Below are 18338 nucleotides of genomic sequence, written 5' to 3'. Positions count from 1 at the left end.
TTTTTGAGCCGGCGCCGCCGCGAGAGGGCGAAGGGCTGCGCGCTCTTCGCATCGAGCGTACTACGAAAAATAGAACTTCTCCGCCGGGAGCATTTTCGGCGGGGTTTCGCCCAGCGCCTCGAACACCGAGATCTCGCAGACGCGGCAGAGGCCGTCGAGGGCGAGGTCGTTGGCTTCGGTGCCGAACGGGTCCTCGAGTTCTTCCGAAAGCGCATCGAGGCCGAAGAAAGTGTAGGCGATCAGCGCCGTGAACAGCGGCGTCGCCCACCCGGCGGCGGAGACCAGCCCGAACGGCAAGAGCAGGCAGAAGACATAGGCGGTGCGCTGCAGAAGCAGCGTATAGGCGAACGGCAGGGGTGTTCCCATGATGCGCTCGCACCCGGCCTGCGCGGCGGCGATTTCCGACAGGCGCTCGTCGAGGATGCGGTAGCCGATCATATCGATCGCACCGGCCTTGCGCAGCGCGGCGATACGACGGCCCATGCCGCGCACCATTGCGTCCGGTGCGTTGGCTGCCTTGGCGACGATCTCGGTTTCGTCGCCGATGAAAGCGCGGGCCTGCGGCGCCGCGTCGACCCGTCTGAGCAGACCGCGCAGAAAGTGGCAGAAGGCGATCGCTTCCATCAGCAGGCCGCGCAATTCCGTCCGGTCGTCGACCAGGCCGGCGGAGGCACGTGACAGGTTTCGGATGTCGAAGACGAGCTGGCCCCACAGTTTGCGCGCCTCCCACCAGCGGTCGTAGGCGGCATTGTTGCGAAAGCCGAGATAGATCGACAGCGCCACGCCGAGCAGCGCGAATGGCGCGGTGCCGGCATTGCCGAAGTCGAGCTTCAGCGCCCGTACTATCACCACCACCAGCGCGCCATAGGCGGCAAAGCCAAGGATCTGCGGCAGGATGCGCGGCACCACCGAGCCGCGCATGATGAAGAACAGGTGCAGAAGGCGTGGGCGCGGGCGGACGATCATCAAAAGCCTTTCGCGGACCGGCGCTGGTCCTCAGCTCCTTTATTGTGCGACGGCAACAGCTCCGCAAGCCCAGCCGCCAGCGACATCGCCGTGTCGTCTGTGCAGCGCGCGGACTATCGGCACTCGCCGGTCGCGGATATTGAGGAGCATGTGGGCTGCGACCCATTTCTGCAGGCGAGAGAAGACGACATGACCGGCGAGACCGATCTGAAGACACTGCTGGCATCGATGACGCCGGAACTGCTCGCCGGCACCTATGTCTTCGCCACGCTGGCGTCTGGCGTTTCCCAGCCGCAAGGGCTCGAGCCGGTGATGGTGTTCCGCGAACGCGAGGGCCTGACGCTGATCGTGACCGAGGAGGCGGCCAACGCAACCGGCCTGACCGCTTCCTTCCGCTGCCGGATGGTGACGCTGAACATCCATTCGTCGCTGGAAGCCATCGGCTTCCTCGCCGCCATCACCACGCGGCTCGGCGCCGCCGGCATGGGCGTCAATCCGGTCTCGGCTTTCTACCATGATCATCTGTTCGTCCCCGCCGACCGGGCGGAGGAAGCGCTGGAGCTGTTGATGGAGTTGGCCGAGGAGAGCGCCGGTTGAGCTTTGACAGAATCTCAAAAATCGCGTAAATTACGTTAACCGCGTAAATTACGCGATTTAGGATGAGCCATCATGCGTGAAGTTCCCACTACTGAATTCACCCGCAATTTCGGGCGCTACCGTGAAATCGTGCAGCGTGAGCCGGTCGCCGTGATGAGTCACGGGCGGCCAACCGGCTATTTCGTTTCGGCGGTCGAGTTTGAAGAACTACAGCACTATAAGAACCTGGCCCGGCAATCGTTTGCGACCAAGGATCTGCAGCGCGAGGAAGTGGAAGCTATCGCCGGCGGCCGCATGTCATCGGAACACGATCATCTCAATGCCTTGATGGATCCCAAGTAAGGCATGCCGCTTCCCGACCCGCAGCTCGGCCTCGTGATCTCCTACGCGTATCTGTGGCATCATGAGCAGCAAGCCGGACAGGATGAAGGGCGGATAGATCGCCCTTGCGTGATCGTCCTGGCCGTCGAGCGCGGCGCCGACGGCCTGATCGTGACGGTGGTGCCAATCACGCATGTATCGCCAGCAGACCCATCGCTGGCGATCGAGCTGCCACCAGCCGTCAAAGGTCACTTGGGTCTAGACGGCGAGCGCTCATGGGTGATGCTCCACGAAGGCAATCGCTTCGTATGGCCAGGCTATGACCTCCGTCCGATACCACGCTCCACCGGTCGCTACGACTACGGCCTGCTGCCGCCACGGCTGTTCTCATCGATGGTGGAGCGCTTCAAGACGATCTGGGAAGCCGGGCAAGGCCGCCAGGTGCCGCGCGACTGACCCTTTGCGGATGGCAGCGCCGATCAGTCAGCGAAGGATACTTCGAAGAGCCCCGCCTGGCGTCGCATCCCGGCCAAAGGCCGAGCCCGCGGGCCGCCGGTCGTCCGGCGCTCCCGCGGAGGGCCAGCCGCGCTAGCGGCGGTGCGGCCCGTGAGCGGAAATCAAGCCGCCTTCTTCTTCGGCTGGATCAGCCCGCGCTCGACCAGCAGTTCGGCGATCTGCACCGCGTTCAGCGCCGCGCCCTTGCGCAGATTGTCGGAGACGATCCACATCGACAGGCCGTTGTCGATGGTCGAATCCTCACGGATGCGCGAGATGAAGGTGGCGTCCTCGCCGGCCGATTCCAGCGGCGTGATGTAGCCGCCGTCCTCGCGCTTGTCCAAGACCTGGCAGCCCGGGGCGTCCCGAAGAATATCCCGCGCTTCGTCGGCGGTGATCGGCTTTTCGAACTCGATGTTGACCGCTTCCGAATGGCCGATGAACACCGGCACGCGCACGCACGTCGCCGTCAGCTTGATCTTGGGATCGAGCATCTTCTTGGTCTCTGCCACCATCTTCCACTCTTCCTTGGTGAAGCCGTCGTCGAGGAAGACGTCGATATGCGGGATGACGTTGAAGGCGATGCGCTTGGTGAACTTCTTGACGTCGACGGTATCGGCGACGAACACGGCGCGCGTCTGCGTGAACAGCTCGTCCATGCCTTCCTTGCCGGCGCCCGACACCGACTGGTAGGTGGCGACGACGACGCGCTTGATGGTGGCGAAGTCATGCAGCGGCTTCAGCGCCACGACGAGCTGCGCCGTCGAGCAGTTCGGGTTGGCGATGATGTTCTTACGCGTGAACAGCGAGATCGCGTCGGGGTTCACTTCCGGCACGATCAGCGGCACGTCCTGGTCGTAGCGGAAGGCCGACGAATTATCGATGACGACGCAGCCCTGCTTGCCGATCTTCGGCGACCATTCCTTGGAGACGTTGCCGCCGGCCGACATGATGCAGATGTCCGTGTCGGAAAAATCATACTGGTCGAGCGACCTGACCTTCAGCGTACGGTCGCCGAACGACACTTCGGTGCCCTGGCTGCGCCGCGAGGCCAGCGCCACGACTTCGCTCACCGGAAAGCCGCGCTCTTCCAGTATGTTGAGCATTTCCCGGCCCACATTGCCCGTGGCGCCGACGATCGCTACCTTGAAACTCATTAGAAATCTCCTGTCCCTCTCCGCTTGGTTTTTGGAGAAACCCGCTGGCCGGATGCGGGTTCCGTCCCCCGGGCCGGACCCGGGAGAGGGTGGTTAGGCCAAGGGAATCACACCGTTTTGGTGGTGGTTTTGGCCGTGGTTTTGCTGGAACCCGAAATCTTGCTGGAACGAGGAGACGCGCCGACGCGCCCGGCCCAATGATGTGCATTGTGGCCAGGGAAATCGAATGCAAGAACCGCCATCAAAAGGCCGCGCATCGAAACTGTCCTGTTCGGTGCCGGCTTTTACGCGGTTTGCGTCAAGAGTCAATTGCCGAGCGACACCCGGTTTTGCGCGCGCCCTGTACAATCGCGGCTGCGCGAAGTACGAACGGCCAAGATTGTTTTGGCTGGCGCTAGGTCGGCCCCGGCATGTGCTCCATGATGAGCGCAGACCCTAAATTCCGAAAGAGTGAGATGTCCAACTTCGAAGCACTTGTCCCAGCGCTTGCCAGGGCGCTGGAAAAACGCGGCTATTCCGAGCTGACGCCGGTACAGAAGGCGGTTGTCGCCCCCGAACTCGGTGAGGCCGATGCGCTGGTTTCGGCGCAGACCGGCTCCGGCAAGACGGTGGCCTTCGGCCTCGCTTTGGCGCCGACCCTGCTCGACGGCGCGGAGCGCTTTGGCCCCGCCGCGGCACCGCTGGCGCTGGCGGTGGCGCCGACGCGCGAACTGGCGCTGCAGGTGACGCGCGAGCTTGAGTGGCTCTACGAGCTGACCGGCGCCACGGTGGCGTCCTGCGTCGGCGGCATGGACATGCGCTCGGAGCGGCGTGTGCTGGAGCGCGGCGCCCATATCGTCGTCGGCACGCCCGGCCGCCTGCGCGACCACATCACCCGGCACTCGCTCGACATGTCGGCGCTCAAGGCGGTGGTGCTCGACGAGGCCGACGAGATGCTCGACCTCGGCTTTCGCGAAGACCTCGAATTCATCCTCGACGCCGCCCCGGCCGAACGCCGCACGCTGATGTTCTCGGCCACCGTGCCCCGCTCCATCGCCACGCTCGCCCAGGGCTACCAACGCAATGCCGTGCGCATTTCGGCCGCCGGCGAGGAAAAGCAGCATCTCGACATCGAATACCGGGCGCTGAGCGTTGCCCAGCCCGACCGGGAAAACGCCATCATCAACGTGCTGCGCTTTTACGAGGCCAAGAACGCGCTGGTGTTTTGCAACACGCGCGCCGCAGTCAATCACCTGACCGCGCGCTTCAACAACCGCAACTTCTCGGTGGTCGCGCTTTCGGGCGAGCTCAGCCAGAACGAGCGCAGCCATGCCTTGCAGGCGATGCGCGATGGCCGCGCAAAAGTCTGCATCGCCACCGATGTGGCGGCGCGCGGCATCGACTTGCCCAACCTCGAACTGGTCATCCATGCCGACCTGCCGACCAACCCGGAAACGCTGCTGCACCGCAGCGGCCGCACCGGCCGCGCCGGGCGCAAGGGCGTCAGCGCGCTGATCGTGCCCAACAGCGCCCGCAAGCGCACCGAACGGCTGTTGCAGAACGCCGGCCTCAAGGCGACATGGGCGAGCCCCCCCTCGGCCGACGACGTGATGCGGCGCGACGACGAACGCATCCTCGCCGATCCGGTTTTCGACGAGCCGGTGAAGGAGGACGAGCGCGGTTTCATCGACGCGCTGCTCGCCAAACATGGCGCCGAACAGGTGGCGGCCGCCTTCGTGCGCCAGTGCCGCGCCAGCCGCTCGGCGCCCGAGGATCTCATGGAAATCGCGCCGTTCACGCCGTCGCGTGAAAGACCGGCGGGCGAAGGTTTCGCACGCCGCGACGAGGCGCCCAGCCGCCGCGACGATTTCGGCGCCAGCGTCTGGTTCTCGCTGTCGATCGGGCGGAGGCAGAATGCCGAGCCGCGCTGGCTGATCCCGATGCTGTGCCGCACCGGCAGCATCAGCAAGCGCGAGATCGGCGCCATCAAGATGCAGCCGGAAGAGACCTTCGTGCAGATCGCCGCCGACTGGGCCGACCGGTTTCTCACGGCGATCGGCCCCGACCGCAAACTGCAGGGCGACATCCTGGTGAAGCGTCTGGACGGCCAGCCCGATTTGTCGCGTGCCGGCTACCAGGCGCCAAGCCCCGACAAGAAACCGCATCGCGGCAAGGCACCGTTCGATCCCAACGCGCCGAAGCGCAAGTTCGAAAAGCGCGCACCGGCTTCGGCCGATCAGCGCCCGGCAGCCGCGCATGAGGCCAAGCCATGGGCGAAAAAGCCAGGCAAGCCGAAGTTCGATAACGCCGGGGCGCCCAAGCACAAGAAAGCGAAGAAGCGGCCAGCCTAGGTTCTGAGACGCCCGGGCGGCTTGCTGTCCTTGAGGCTGGTCAGATCAATTGCTGCCGCCCTTCATTCAGGCGAATGTTTTGTTTGACCGCCTGGCTGTCGATTGTCGTCGGGCGGCCGTCTTCATCGAAACATGTCTTGAAATCGAAGACGAAAGGGCCGGCCTTGTGGTCATGAAGAAATTCATGTCTGACCACTGCCTCCGTCCAGCTGGGCGTATGATCCCACTCGACCCACCAAAGCGCGTAGGGTGGCCAGGCGGGTTTGAGAAACCACTCTCGTGCGTGCCTCATCGCCTCCAGATGGATTCCTGCGTAAGAGAAGGCCATCGGGGATGCCAAGTCTGCCCACAAAGACAATGTCGATGGCGACCAACCGTCCCCTTGCTCGCTATAGAAGCGCGGAAAAACCTGCTCGCCCCAGCTTTCTGGACCAGGCTCTTCCGCATAGCCCGATCTGGCGATGAACCCTTCGCTGGTTTCCGCGGCCAGAAAATTGCGATCGTTGCGATCATGAAAGCCCTGGTTTACTGCGTCGTTGGCTGGCGCGCGGAAGATGCCGAACGTGTACAAAGCGAGCCTTTTGCTCTTCATTTCGCCTCCAACGGACTGTCCACGCTCTACCGAGTTGATCACAATTTAGCGCCAGCACTCTCGGCCGCCACTGTCGGCTTTGAGTGAAGGTGATGGCGATTTCTGTCTTATGCTTCATTCGCGGCAAAGACGGTAGCCTATGCCCGGTCTTGCCCATCGGCTCGGCCCTGTGCCACATCTTGGCTGGGACGTGGCGAGAGGGGTGGCCTATGCGCGGCGAAGTGCTTCACTATGACGAGGAGCAGGGGTTTGGCTTCATCACCGGAGCCGATGGCAATCGTTACACCTTCACCCGCGAGAACCTGCGCCGGCAAACCGCCATGCTCAAGGGCACGATCGTCGAGTTCCAGCCGGGCGGCGGCCAGGCCCGCGACGTTTTTTCAATCGCCACCCAGACCGCCACCAAGGCTCCGGACGCTGGCGCGGGGACCAACACCGCATCGACTCAAGCCGGCAACGCACCGGTAGCTTCCGCTTTCCAGGCGCAGCATTTCGGCCGCTCATCCGAGCCAGCCGAGCCCACCGATCTCTGGGGCTATTTCTGGCGCGGCGTGACGCGGAACTATTTCAATTTCGCCGGCCGGGCCCGCCGCAAGGAATATTGGAGCTATTTCCTGTTCTGGGTGGTCTCGCTGCTGATCATCGGCGGCATCGGTCTTTTCGCCGACAATGAAATGGGCAATTTCGACAGCAGCGTATCGGCGGCGGTAACCGTTGGCCTTTGCGGCACCTTCGTGCTGGCGACACTGCTGCCCAGCCTCGGCATGACTGTTCGCCGCATCCACGACATCGGCCTGTCGGGCTGGCTTTACCTGGTGGTGCTCATCCCGACCATCGGCAGCCTGATCATCCTGGTCTTCGCGTTGATCCCGACGCAAGCCCGGGAAAACCAGTGGGGGCCGGTGCCGGCGGGCGTCAGGGTCTAGGGGCGATAGCCTTCAAGGCGTCACCCGAAAGACGGAGAAAGACCTTCTGGTCGTGGCGTTCGGCGCCGAGCCTCGCGTAAAAACGCAGCGCGCCCTCGTTCCAATCTTCGGTGGTCAGGTCGATACGGCCAATGCCGTGGCTGAGGCAATGATCGGCGAGGAAGCTGATCAGCGCCCGGCCGACGCCGGCGTTGCGGATGTTGTCGCGCACGAACAGGTCCTTGAGGAACAGCAGCCGCTCAAGATCGATACCTGGATGTGCGATCGCCACCGACGCCAAGCCGCTGACCTCGCCGTCGACGAAGGCGAGCGCAAAATGCGGATAGGCCGGGCTTTCCTCGCCAAGCCATTTGCGTGCAGCAGACAGGGCCCGGTCGGCATCGAGAGGCGGCTGCCGGTAATGCTCCGCCATCTCGCACAGTATGGCTGCGAGTGCCGCTTCGTCCTCGATCGTCGCCCAGCGGACGTCGACCGTCATAGGATCAGCCGAGGAATTTGGCGATGATCGCGTCGCCCATCTCGACCGTTCCGACCTCGGTCATGCCGGGGGAGAAAATATCCTTGGTACGCAGGCCTGCGTCGAGCACGGCGGCGATCGCGCTTTCCACGCGGTCGGCTTCGTCAACCATGCCGAAGGAATAGCGCAGGCACATGGCGAAAGAGGCGATCATGGCGATCGGGTTGGCAATGCCCTTGCCGGCGATGTCGGGCGCCGAGCCGTGCACCGGCTCGTAGAGCGCCTTGCGCTTCTTGGTCTTCACGTCAGGTGCGCCGAGCGAGGCCGACGGCAGCATCCCGATCGAACCGGTCAGCATGGCGGCGATGTCGGACAGCATGTCGCCGAACAGATTGTCGGTGACGATGACGTCGAACTGCTTTGGCCAGCGCACCAGCTGCATGCCGCCGGCGTCGGCCAGCATGTGGTCGAGCTTGACGTCTGAATAGCGCGCCTTGTGGGTCTGGGTGACGACCTCGTTCCACAACACGCCCGACTTCATCACATTGCGCTTTTCCATCGAGGTGACGTGGTTTTTGCGCGTCCGTGCGAGTTCGAAGGCGACGCCAGAAATGCGCTCGATCTCGAACGTGTCGTAGACCTGCGTGTCAATGCCACGCTTCTGGCCATTGCCGAGATCGATGATCTGCTTGGGCTCGCCGAAATAGACGCCGCCGGTCAGCTCGCGCACGATCAGGATGTCGAGACCCTCGACCACCTCCTGCTTGAGCGAGGAGGACGCCGCAAGTGCTGGATAGCAGATGGCCGGGCGCAGGTTGGCGAACAGCTCCATGTCCTTGCGCAGGCGCAGCAGGCCGGCTTCGGGGCGCACCTCGTAGGGCACCGCATCCCATTTCGGACCGCCGACGGCGCCGAATAGTACCGCGTCCGCGGCCATCGCCTTTTCCATGTCGGCATCGGAAATCGCCGCGCCATGCGCATCGTAGGCGCAGCCGCCGACCAGACCGTCCTCGGTGGCAAAACCGCTGCCGAGCTTGTCGTTCATGACCGCGATCAGTTTCTTGACCTCGGCCATAGCCTCCGGACCGATGCCGTCGCCGGGGAGCAGGAAAAGATGCTTCGTTGCCATGGTGAACCGTCCCAGAAAGAATGCGTTTCGATTTGCGGCCTTGCTAAACGCCAAGCGGCCCGTACGCAAGGGGAGGAAGAACACTGCGGCGCAGAACAGGTGCAGCATGCCGCCGCGCCAGGCCTCTCAGAACCTGGGTTCCTCGCCCTCGCCAAAGGCGGGGGAGAGGTGGCCGCGACGCGGCCGGAGAGGGGGCTTTCGTAGGGCGCTGGCTTAGCGCGCGGCAATCGCTGGTCTGGCTACCGTAGCGCCAGTCCCCTCTCCGTCTCGGCTTCGCCGAGCCACCTCTCCCCCACTCACGTGGGGGCGAGGAACCCGAGCTAAACCATCACCGGTGCGAGAGAATGTTGACCAGCCGGCCGAACGGATCGCGCACATAAAAGCGGCGCACGCCCCAGGGCTCGTCGGCTGGTCCGTATTCGATGGCAAAGCCGGCGGCACTCATGGCATCGATCGCCGCATCGACATCGTCGACCTCGATCGAGAGATCCGGCACCGGCGTACCGGAGCCGCCTTGCGCCATGAAGCTGACCTGCACCTGCATCTTTTCATCGGAACCGTAGGTCGCGATCCAGCCGAGGTCCATGAGCACGTCGAGGCCGAGCACATCCTGGTAGAAGCGCTTCGCCGCAGTGATATCAGGTGTCTCGATGTTGGCAACGATACGCCGGACTTTCATCTGCCCGCCTTTCACGCCGTGCGCCGCAGCGCCGTCACTTCGATCTCGATCTTCATTTCCGGTCTGTTGAGCTGGCAGACGATCATCGTCGCCGCCGGCCTGATGTCGCCGAACGTCTCGCCGAGGATCGGGAAGACGACATCCACGAAGGCCCGGTCGGTGATGTAGTAATGCGCCCGCACCACATCGGCCATCTCGAAGCCCCCGTCATGAAGCGCCTTGCCGATCGTCGCCAGGCAATTGCGCGTCTGCGCTTCCACCGTATCCGGCATCGTCATCGTCGCATAGTCGTAGCCGGTCGTTCCGGACACGAAACACCAGTCGCCCTGCACCACCGCGCGCGAATAGCCGGCGGTCTTTTCAAACGGCGAGCCGGTGGAGATCAGTTTTCGCATGAGGGTTCCTCGCAGGATTGAGGGGGACCATTTTGCAGGGAATATGCTGATCCGGCCATAGGCCAACGCAGAGGGATCGGCGGTGCAAACTCGATGCCGGCGGGGCAGCACCCCCCTCTGGCCTGCCGGCCATCTCCCCCGCAAGGAGGGAGATTGGCAGCTTTGACGAACCGCCATTCTTGCAACGTTGAAAGATTTGCGAAAGTCGTGGTGACGGCCAATCTCCCCCCTTGCGGGGGAGATGCCCGGCAGGGCAGAGGGGGGTGTGAAGGATCGCGGCGAAACAGTTTTTAGTTCACCGCCGAAATGCCTAGTTCGCCGACCCCAGCGCCTTGTCCAGCGCCGCCTTCACATCGGCCGGCCACGTGGCCAGCGCCGGCCAGGCGTTCGGCTCGCCATTGCCACTGCTGCGGGCGAAATAGAGTTTGTGCTTGGCCGGGTCGACCGCCATGAAGCCGTCATTGCCGCCGCAGTCATGCGGCACACAGCCGCTGGCGTAGAAGGCGCCCGACGCTGTCTTTTCCGTGCCGCCGCCGACCAGCAGGCTGGTCGCCATGTCAGGCATGTCCTTGCCCAGCAGCTTTTCAGCTTCCTTGTAGACAGCCTCGTTGTGGAAGGCGTCGATGATGTTCTGGTACTTTTCCGGATCGATGTCCTTCCAGTCCGTGCCGGGTTCCGGCATGTAGCTCAGATTGCCCGAAATCGTCAGCCCGTCGGTCGGCGACCACTGCAAAGCCGGCTTCTGATCCCCCGGCAACAGATAGGGCACGAAATAGATGGCGTTGTCGGATACCGCCGATGGCGGCGCGCCGCAGTCGTCCTGCTCGACTGTGGTGCTCTGGATGGTGCCGCCTTCCGGCTTCCAGACGATCACTGTCGCCGGCCCGCATTGATTGCCGCCATCGCCGACATCGAACAGCGCCACCTTGACGCCGCCGACCTCGACTATTCTGTCGAAGAAGACATCATAATTGGTGGCCAACTGCTTGCCGTCGAAGGCAAGCACCTTTTCACCGTCCTGTTCCGGTTGGGTGATGGTCAGCTGGCCGCCCTCGAATGGCACAGGCGCTTGGCTGTCGTCATCGGAAGCGTCGGCGGCGTTCGTTCCCTGGTCGGTGGCAGGCTTTTCGGCCGCCGGCGCCGGCTCGGCGGGCGTCTGTGTCTGGGCGTGGCCCACGGCAGTCAGCAGAAGAAACGTCAGCCCGCAAGTGCCGGCAAGAAGCGAACGAGTCATGACTGCCCCTCCACTCAGCCGCAACGAACGCGCCTATCCGCCCCGGAGCGTGCCGCTCAGGCCCACGGGCGCTGTTCGGCGTTCTTCTTCTCGAACGAAGCGATGGCGCCGGCCTTTTCCATGGTCAGGCCGATGTCGTCGAGGCCGTTCAAGAGGCAGTGCCTCTTGAAGTCGTCGAGGTCGAACGTGACCACGCCGCCATCCGGTCCGCGGATTTCCTTGGCTTCCAAGTCGACCGACACCGTGGCGTTGGAGCCGCGCGACGCGTCGTCCATCAGCTTCTCGAGATCCTCGGGGCTGACGGTGATCGGCAGGATGCCGTTCTTGAAGCAGTTGTTGTAAAAGATGTCGGCGAACGAGGTCGAGATGACGCAGCGAATGCCGAAATCGAGCAGCGCCCACGGAGCGTGTTCGCGCGACGAGCCGCAGCCGAAATTGTCGCCGGCGACCAGGATCTGCGCTTTGCGATAGGCTGGCTTGTTGAGCACGAAATCCGGATTTTCCGAACCATCGTCATTGTAGCGCATTTCGGCGAACAGGCCGGTGCCGAGCCCGGTGCGCTTGATCGTCTTCAGATAATCCTTGGGGATGATCATGTCGGTGTCGACATTGACGATCGGCATCGGAGCGGCGACGCCGGTGAGCTTGGTGAACTTTTCCATGGCTTTTGCCCGTGTTTTCGTTGCGGGGGAATTTGCTGACGCCGGTTTACACAAAGCCGGCAGCAAATAAAAGGCAATCGTTTGTGCGCGCTGGCGCAAGCCATAATGCATATCACCCAAAGGTGGCCCCGGTTTCGGAAGAGCGCTATGCATAGAACTATGCGCGAAAACGGCTTCGAATTCGCCGTCCGATAGTGCAGTCTGTCGACCATGGCAGAAAACGCACACGTCCTCTATGCACGCGAAGCCGCGCTCGACATCGCCGAATTCCGTCGCGTGCTGGTCGAATCCGGTCTCGGCGAAACGCGCCCTGTAGATGACGACGCTCGCCTGCAGGCGATGCTTTCAGGCGCAAACCTGGTCCTGACTGCGCGTCTCGACGTGGAGGGCAAGCCACTGATCGGCGTTATCAGGGCGCTCACCGATTTTTCCTGGGTCTGCTACATCTCCGAGCTCGCCGTTTCCCAATCGGCGCAGGGGCTCGGCATCGGCAAGGGCCTGATGGACGAGGCGCGCCGGCAACTCGGGCCGTCCGTCGCCATCAGCCTGATCTCCATGCCCGACGCCGTCGGCTTCTACGAGCGCATCGGCATGAAGCGCATGGCCGACGCCTTCTGGTTCAGCCGCAAGGGCTGAGGCCCGCCCTTGACCAGACTTCGTCATCCTAGGGCGGAGCAAGGAGCGAAGCGACGCGGCGCAGACCCTAGGATCCATGCCGCGACGTTGAAGTGTCGCGGCGGTGCAGAACCTTCTATCGCAGCGAACGCCGATCGCGCGGTTTTTTCTGCCCCGTTGGAGCCCTTCGACAGCGGTAACGGCATGGATTCCAGGGTCTCCGCGACGTCGCTTCGCTCCTGCTCCGCCCTGGAATGACGAAGAAAAACTGGGACGCCTTGGCAAATCCCGAAGGTCCGTCCTGTCTCGCTCAAATCACATTCAACTCCCGAAACGCCCGCCCTTCCGCGACCCGGCCATACCCAAACGCCGAACAGTCCACCGTGCGATACCCTCCGTGCACGATCAGTTCGGCCAGCGCCTTGCCGACGGCAGGCGCCTGCTGCAGGCCGTGGCCGGAGAATCCATTGGCGAACAGGAAATTGCCGACCTCGGAATGCGGGCCGATGACCGCGTTTTGGTCGAGCGTGTTGTAGTCGTAGTGGCCGGCCCACGCGCGCGTTGGCTTGATCGCCTCGAAAGCTGGAATCCGGGTCGCCAGCACCGGCCAGATCACCTCTTCGAACAACGGCCAATCGACCTCGAAATCTCCGGGGGCGGCCGGGCCGTCGCCCTCTTCCGGTTCGGCGCCGCCGGTGAGATAGACCGAGCCTTCCGGACGCACATAGATGCCGGAGGGGTCGACCAGCAGCGGCATGTCGGCGTATTTCTCGCGCGCCTCGAAGACGAAGACATTGCGCTTGCGCGGCTCGACCGGCAGCGCCAACCCAGCCATGGCAGCGACCTTGCCGGCGTTCGGCCCGGCGGCGTTGACGATGATGCCGGCCTCCAGCACCTCGCCATTGTCGAGCCTGACGCTGGTGATGCGGTTGCCGTCGCGCGCAATATCGGTGACATCAGCGGTGATGAAATCGATCTTCTTCTCGCGCAGCGCCTTGCGGAACAGCATCAGCATCGCATGCGCGTCGAACCAGCCCTCGCCTGTCCGGCCATAGGCGCCGGCGGTGATGCCCTCGGCCGACAGCCACGGGAAGCGGCGCACCAGCGCATCGGCATCCTCCAGCACGATGTCGGCGCCCTCGGCCATCTGCGCGTCGTGATTGGCCTTGAGGATCGGCAGCCCGTCCTCGCCGGCAAGGATGAGATAGCCACCCTCGCGAAAGCCGATATCGGCATCCGCGCCGAACTCTTCCTTCAGCCGCCGGAACAGCTTCAGCGTGAACTGCGACAGACGGATGTTTTCGGGGATCGAGAATTGCTGGCGGATCGAGGCCATGGACAGCGTCGTTGCCGCGTGGGCGAACTGCGGATCGCGCTCGATCAAGGCGATCGAGCCGGAAAACCCTTCCTCGCGCAGATAATAGGCGACCGAGGATCCGACGATGGCCCCGCCGATGATGACGATGTCGTAGCGCACTTTTTTCTCCGATTCTTTGCCCGCGTCCTCACGCGACCGGCAAAATGATCTCGAAGCGCGTGCCGCGCTCGGAGTCAACCAGCGCGATCATACCATCATGCGCTTTCAGGAGGGCCAGAACGATGCCGAGGCCCATGCCGGTGCCGCCCGAATCGCGGCGCGTGGTGAAGAACGGCTCGAAGATGCGCGCCTGGTTGCTCGGCGAAATGCCGGCACCGTCGTCACTGACCTGAATGGCCGCCTTGCCACCGGCGCTCGCCGCCGTGACCGAAACCTGCGTCGCGCCGTGCCTGGCCGAATTGTCGATGAGATTGGCAAGCACGATTGCCGCATTCTCCGCCGATATGCGCAAGGTCAGATCGCCGCCTGCCTCGACGCGGACCGCCAGCCTGTTGTCCACCGGGAGCAGCGCCAGTGCCGCGCCGATAGAGGTGCTTTCGCCGCTCGGCGCCAGGTTTTCGGCGCGCGCCAGGTCGAGCAGGCGCCGTACCAGCAGATTGAGCCGCCCGGCATCGGTGACGATATTGTTGGAGAAGCGCCGACGCTCCGTATCGTCCATCGCGCTTCCTGAATCGCGCAGCAATTCGGCCGCGCCCTGGATCGCCGTCAGTGGCGATTTGAGTTCGTGCGAGACATGGGTGGCAAACGTCTGGATGGAATCCGAGCGCGCCTGCAGTTTTTCGGCCATGTCGAGGAAGGCGGCGGACAGCTCGGCCATCTCGTATGTGCCGTGGTGGTCGAGCGGCCGGATCGCCTCGCGGTCCCCGGCGGCGATGCGCTCGGTGCGATCGATCAGCGCATAGATCGGCCGGCTGACGGTGCGCAGGAAGACCAGGCCGATGAGCAGCGTGCCGCCGAGAATGGCGATCGCCGCCAACGTCACCTTGCCGCGCTCGCCATAGAGATGTTTGATGATGTTGTTGGGCGTCCGCGACACATAGACCACGCCGGCGACTTGGCCATCGACGGCCACCGGCAAGGCGACGAAGACACGCACCTTGGTGCCGCGGCTGACCGAATAGAGCGGTGGCGCCGGCTGGTCGGGGATGCGCAGCCTGAGCGCACTGGCGTAGCGGCCGGCGAGTGCCTCGCGCACCTCTTCAACGCCAGCGAGCGATTGCCCAACCTCGCCGCGCCCGGCAATGACGACGCCTGTGGGATCGAGCAATCGGAAACCGGCCAGCGTGGTTTTCTGCGTCGCGTCGAGAATACCGGACAGACGCGTGCCGATCGCGACGAAGGCGGGATCGGCTGTGCCTGGCATGGCCACTGGCCGGGTCGGAAGCACATAATCCGAAGCGAGATCGAGACGCGGTTCGATCGGCCTGTACAGCGGGTCCGGATTGACGCTTCGGCTCGCGCCTGCGTTTGCCTGCGGCATCGGTGTACCGAGGTTTTGCGGCGGGATGCCGGCATCGCGCACGTCCTGCGCGTAGATGGCGGCGATGGCCGCGCCTTGCGCGATCAGCTCCGCCTCGGTCTGGCGGATCAGCTGGTTTTCGTAGAGGCGGAAGAAGAACAGGCCGACCAGCGGCAAGGCCATCACCATGATCAGGATGGCGACGACGACCGTGGCGAGGCGAGGCCGCCATTTGCGACCGATCCATTTGCTCGTCAGCCGCATCGACCAAGCCGGAAGCCGACGCCATGCACGGTCTCGATGGCATCCAGGCAACCCAGTGCCGCCAGCTTGGCGCGGATGTTGCGGATGTGGCTGTCGACGGTGCGGCCGGCGACATGGATGTTGGCGGCATAAGCACTTGCCATCACCGCGTCGCGGTCGAGCACATGCGTCGGCCGCGCCAAAAACCCTTTCAGGATCGAGAACTCTATCCCCGTCAGGGCAAGCGGCTTGCCGTCGAAGCTGGCGGCATGGCTGGCCGGCGCCAAGGCCAGTTTGCCCTGCGCGAACTGCCGGTCGTCGGACGGTTCGGGCGCCGCCGGGCGGGCGCGCCGCAGGATGACGTTGACGCGGGCGACCAGCTCACGCGGGCTGAACGGTTTTGTCACATAGTCGTCGCCGCCCATTTCGAGCCCGAGGATGCGGTCGATCTCCTCGTCACGCGCGGACAGAAACAGCACCGGCACATCGGATATGTGTCGCAGCCGCCGGCAGACCTCCAGCCCGTCCATCTCCGGCATGCCGATATCGAGCACGACGAGATCGGGTGCCCGCCGTCCGATCGCCTGCAAAGCGGCGGCACCGTCGGCCACCGCCTGCGTCTTCATGCCGGCCTTTTCCAGCGCGAAGCAGATCACCTCGCGGATATGCGGATCGTCGTCGGCGACGAGGATATGGTGCGGCATCGATCAGCGGCCCGGCAGGTAAGGTTCGATACGGTGAGGAACCACGAACGGCCCCTTGCTGTCGAGATACCCGAGCAGCCGCCAGTCGCGAAAGCTCCAGGCCCGCCAGTTCTGCTGGGTGCGATACCAGCCTTCGTCACTGCCGCGCCGCCCCGCCAGTTCGCGAACAGCCGGATTGTTGGCAGCCGCCGTCCGGCTCTGATGATCGAGAAAACGATCGAGCGCCGGAAACGCGCTCGGGCCGAGCGAGCGCACATACCAGGCGTCGAGGGGAATGCCCTGGCCGGTCATTTCAAAGGAATGGTCGACATTGTAGTTGGCGATCGTTGCGGCGAAATTGATGAAACAGCCGGCATAAAGCGTCAGAGATAACGTCAGAAGATTGGCGGACAGCAGCCATTCGTTGGATTTTTGCAGCGCGATGCGGGCGATGATCAGCGCAAGGCCTGATACCACCAGCCCCATCCAGACGAAGGCGGCGACGCGCCAGTAGGTCAGCGCGTAGATGCCGATATAGAGGTCGAGCCGCAGGATCGACGAGATGACCAGCATGATGTTCTGCACCACCCAGGCATAGACTAGCCGGCGGATGAGCGGATCGGCCGATGTCGCACTGCCCGGCCGCAGCGCCGCCAGCACGAAGCCGGCGGCCAGCAGCGCGGTGACGATCAGCGGATAGGCGCCGCGATGCGCGTAAGCCGCGTAGCTCAGCCCATCGGGAAGGGCTGCCCCGCCCCACAGATAGGTGGCGTCGAGCCCGGTCTGCAGCGCAAACAGGATGTTGAAGACAATAAGCGCGCGAAGGATGGCTGCCTTGCCGAACAGTATGTCCTCGATGGTGGTGACGGTTTTCTCGGCTTGAGCGTTGACCGCCGCCGTGCGCGGGATGCGGCGACCCAGGCGCGGCACCCGTGGCCGCAGAAAAGCCCAGACGCCGACGAGCACGAACAGCCAGAAGGCAATCCGCGTGAGCTGGATGAGATCGAGCAGTTTCAAAAGGTCGATCAGCGACAGCCAGTAGTCGATGACCGGGTTGGCGGCGCCGAACAGCGCCAGAAAGACCGCGCCCAGCGTCAGTGGCATCACCCAGACGGCGATCGCCGCCAGGCGGACGCGGCGCCGACCGAAGCGGCGCGCCGTCTTGCGCCAGCGGATGAAATCACTGGCGAAGCGGAATGGCGCCGCCAGCAGGAACAGTGCGACCTGACCGGCAATGCGGGCGATGCGGTGACGCAGCCGCCCGCTCAGCGAAAGCGCGAAGACAGCCAACGCCGCAAGCGCTGTTGACACCGACAGAGCGCTGACATTTTCGGCCAGCGGCAGCAGCGCAACAAACAGCGCGGCAGGCTTGAGCCAAACCCGACCATCGCTGACGGCCGCGGGATGCACGGCGACGACCGCGGCGGCGACCAGGAGGGCAAACAGAAAAACCGTGATGCCGGCGGGTTGGCCGTAGAACAGAAAATCCGCCAATGCGACCAGCAGGATGGCGACACCGAAGCGGCTGCAATAGCGCGGCGCGGCGGCGAACAGCGATGTCATGATCTGGCTTTCCTGATGGCTTCCAGCCGGATTGCCGGCGGGCGCTTGCGGACGAAGGGAATGAGGATCGCCGTCGCGTGCGGCGGATCGGCCAGCCACCAGCCTTCACTGCGCAGCCTATAAGGCACGGACCAATAGGGTTTTGCTCGCATTTGCATGCCGCCTGTCTCGCAGCCCGGCGGGGAGACGGTGCGGCGGATGCGAGGAGGTTTTCCGCAAGCGTGTGCAGTTTTCGTGCAGGGGCCGGAGCTGGGTTCCTCGCCCCCACGAAGTGGGGGAGAGGTGGCTCGGCGAAGCCGAGACGGAGAGGGGGCTGCGCCCTAGAAGGCCCCCTCTCCGGGCGGGGGGCGGGCCCCCCACCCCCCCGCGTGCGGGGGGGGGGGCCCCCGGGGGGGGAGGGCGGGGGGGCAGCCCCCCCCCCAAAACCGGGCGGCCACACCCCCCCCCCGGGGGGGGG

The 18338-nt window shown here is 64.2% G+C and carries 21 protein-coding genes; 6 read left to right on the top strand and 15 right to left on the bottom strand.

What is annotated here, in order from left to right; genetic code table 11:
* Window positions 1–60: 60 nt before the first annotated feature.
* Complete coding sequence (locus NKI38_RS25750) at window positions 61–966, bottom strand: bestrophin family protein (protein WP_352662427.1); 906 nt, start codon at window positions 964–966, stop codon at window positions 61–63.
* A 189-nt stretch (window positions 967–1155) separates the two neighbouring features.
* Here NKI38_RS25750 and NKI38_RS25745 point away from each other — a divergent pair, with 189 nt between their 5' ends.
* From NKI38_RS25745 to NKI38_RS25735, 3 genes are all read left to right on the top strand, one after another.
* Complete coding sequence (locus tag NKI38_RS25745; RefSeq protein WP_352662424.1) at window positions 1156–1563, top strand: ACT domain-containing protein; 408 nt, start codon at window positions 1156–1158, stop codon at window positions 1561–1563.
* A gap of 72 nt (window positions 1564–1635) precedes the next feature.
* Window positions 1636–1905 (top strand): type II toxin-antitoxin system prevent-host-death family antitoxin, encoded by a 270-nt coding sequence (locus tag NKI38_RS25740; protein ID WP_352662421.1) that lies wholly within the window; start codon window positions 1636–1638, stop codon window positions 1903–1905.
* Between the two features lie 3 nt (window positions 1906–1908).
* Entirely contained in the window at window positions 1909–2340 is a 432-nt protein-coding gene (locus tag NKI38_RS25735) for a growth inhibitor PemK (protein WP_352662420.1), read from the top strand.
* Window positions 2341–2501: 161 nt separating this feature from the next.
* On the opposite strand, the gene NKI38_RS25730 is transcribed toward NKI38_RS25735, so the two are convergent.
* Together NKI38_RS25730 and NKI38_RS25725 are read right to left on the bottom strand one after the other, a co-directional pair.
* Window positions 2502–3536 (bottom strand): aspartate-semialdehyde dehydrogenase, encoded by a 1035-nt coding sequence (locus NKI38_RS25730; protein ID WP_352662417.1) that lies wholly within the window; start codon window positions 3534–3536, stop codon window positions 2502–2504.
* A gap of 107 nt (window positions 3537–3643) precedes the next feature.
* Window positions 3644–3793 (bottom strand): hypothetical protein, encoded by a 150-nt coding sequence (locus NKI38_RS25725; RefSeq protein WP_352632179.1) that lies wholly within the window; start codon window positions 3791–3793, stop codon window positions 3644–3646.
* 198 nt (window positions 3794–3991) lie between these two features.
* Between NKI38_RS25725 and NKI38_RS25720 the strand changes: the two genes are divergently transcribed.
* Window positions 3992–5866, top strand: coding sequence for a DEAD/DEAH box helicase (locus NKI38_RS25720; protein WP_352662414.1), 1875 nt, complete (start codon window positions 3992–3994; stop codon window positions 5864–5866).
* A 40-nt stretch (window positions 5867–5906) separates the two neighbouring features.
* Here NKI38_RS25720 and NKI38_RS25715 read toward each other — a convergent pair whose 3' ends face one another.
* Entirely contained in the window at window positions 5907–6458 is a 552-nt protein-coding gene (locus NKI38_RS25715; protein ID WP_352662411.1) for a DUF3291 domain-containing protein, read from the bottom strand.
* 209 nt (window positions 6459–6667) lie between these two features.
* On the opposite strand from NKI38_RS25715, the gene NKI38_RS25710 reads away from it, so the two are divergent.
* Window positions 6668–7384 (top strand): DUF805 domain-containing protein, encoded by a 717-nt coding sequence (locus NKI38_RS25710; RefSeq protein ID WP_352662408.1) that lies wholly within the window; start codon window positions 6668–6670, stop codon window positions 7382–7384.
* Here NKI38_RS25710 and NKI38_RS25705 read toward each other — a convergent pair.
* The 6 genes from NKI38_RS25705 to leuD form a co-directional block, all read right to left on the bottom strand.
* Window positions 7374–7862, bottom strand: a complete 489-nt coding sequence (locus NKI38_RS25705) for a GNAT family N-acetyltransferase (RefSeq protein ID WP_352662405.1) — start codon at window positions 7860–7862, stop codon at window positions 7374–7376. The genes NKI38_RS25710 and NKI38_RS25705 overlap by 11 nt on opposite strands.
* Before the next feature lie 4 nt (window positions 7863–7866).
* Window positions 7867–8970: a 3-isopropylmalate dehydrogenase gene (gene leuB, locus NKI38_RS25700; RefSeq protein ID WP_352662402.1), complete on the bottom strand. Its 1104-nt coding sequence runs from the start codon at window positions 8968–8970 to the stop codon at window positions 7867–7869.
* A 328-nt stretch (window positions 8971–9298) separates the two neighbouring features.
* Window positions 9299–9649, bottom strand: a complete 351-nt coding sequence (locus tag NKI38_RS25695; RefSeq protein WP_352662399.1) for a VOC family protein — start codon at window positions 9647–9649, stop codon at window positions 9299–9301.
* 11 nt (window positions 9650–9660) lie between these two features.
* Complete coding sequence (locus NKI38_RS25690; protein ID WP_352662396.1) at window positions 9661–10044, bottom strand: RidA family protein; 384 nt, start codon at window positions 10042–10044, stop codon at window positions 9661–9663.
* A gap of 310 nt (window positions 10045–10354) precedes the next feature.
* The gene (locus NKI38_RS25685) at window positions 10355–11278 is read right to left on the bottom strand and encodes an Ivy family c-type lysozyme inhibitor (RefSeq protein WP_352662393.1); all 924 of its coding nucleotides are present in this window, start codon (window positions 11276–11278) and stop codon (window positions 10355–10357) included.
* Window positions 11279–11334: 56 nt separating this feature from the next.
* The gene (leuD, locus tag NKI38_RS25680) at window positions 11335–11940 is read right to left on the bottom strand and encodes a 3-isopropylmalate dehydratase small subunit (protein WP_352662390.1); all 606 of its coding nucleotides are present in this window, start codon (window positions 11938–11940) and stop codon (window positions 11335–11337) included.
* Between the two features lie 210 nt (window positions 11941–12150).
* On the opposite strand from leuD, the gene NKI38_RS25675 reads away from it, so the two are divergent.
* On the top strand, window positions 12151–12576 hold the full coding sequence (locus NKI38_RS25675; RefSeq protein WP_352662387.1) for a GNAT family N-acetyltransferase: 426 nt from the start codon (window positions 12151–12153) through the stop codon (window positions 12574–12576).
* 289 nt (window positions 12577–12865) lie between these two features.
* On the opposite strand, the gene NKI38_RS25670 is transcribed toward NKI38_RS25675, so the two are convergent.
* Genes NKI38_RS25670 through NKI38_RS25650 form a run of 5 tightly spaced genes read right to left on the bottom strand, consistent with a single transcriptional unit; the run spans window position 12866 to window position 18039 of the window.
* Window positions 12866–14032, bottom strand: a complete 1167-nt coding sequence (locus NKI38_RS25670) for an NAD(P)/FAD-dependent oxidoreductase (protein ID WP_352662384.1) — start codon at window positions 14030–14032, stop codon at window positions 12866–12868.
* Between the two features lie 28 nt (window positions 14033–14060).
* A complete protein-coding gene (locus tag NKI38_RS25665) occupies window positions 14061–15656 on the bottom strand; it encodes a sensor histidine kinase (RefSeq protein WP_352662382.1) in 1596 nt (531 codons plus the stop codon).
* The gene (locus NKI38_RS25660; protein WP_352662379.1) at window positions 15647–16339 is read right to left on the bottom strand and encodes a response regulator; all 693 of its coding nucleotides are present in this window, start codon (window positions 16337–16339) and stop codon (window positions 15647–15649) included. The genes NKI38_RS25665 and NKI38_RS25660 overlap by 10 nt, the downstream gene beginning before the upstream one ends.
* A gap of 3 nt (window positions 16340–16342) precedes the next feature.
* Entirely contained in the window at window positions 16343–17881 is a 1539-nt protein-coding gene (locus tag NKI38_RS25655; protein ID WP_352662376.1) for a DUF4153 domain-containing protein, read from the bottom strand.
* Window positions 17878–18039, bottom strand: coding sequence for a hypothetical protein (locus NKI38_RS25650; RefSeq protein WP_352662373.1), 162 nt, complete (start codon window positions 18037–18039; stop codon window positions 17878–17880). The genes NKI38_RS25655 and NKI38_RS25650 overlap by 4 nt, the downstream gene beginning before the upstream one ends.
* Window positions 18040–18338 lie beyond the last annotated feature (299 nt).

The organism is Mesorhizobium sp. M0621, from assembly GCF_040320745.1.
Classification (GTDB): domain Bacteria; phylum Pseudomonadota; class Alphaproteobacteria; order Rhizobiales; family Rhizobiaceae; genus Mesorhizobium.
This window is presented reverse-complemented; position numbering and strand designations above follow the sequence as displayed.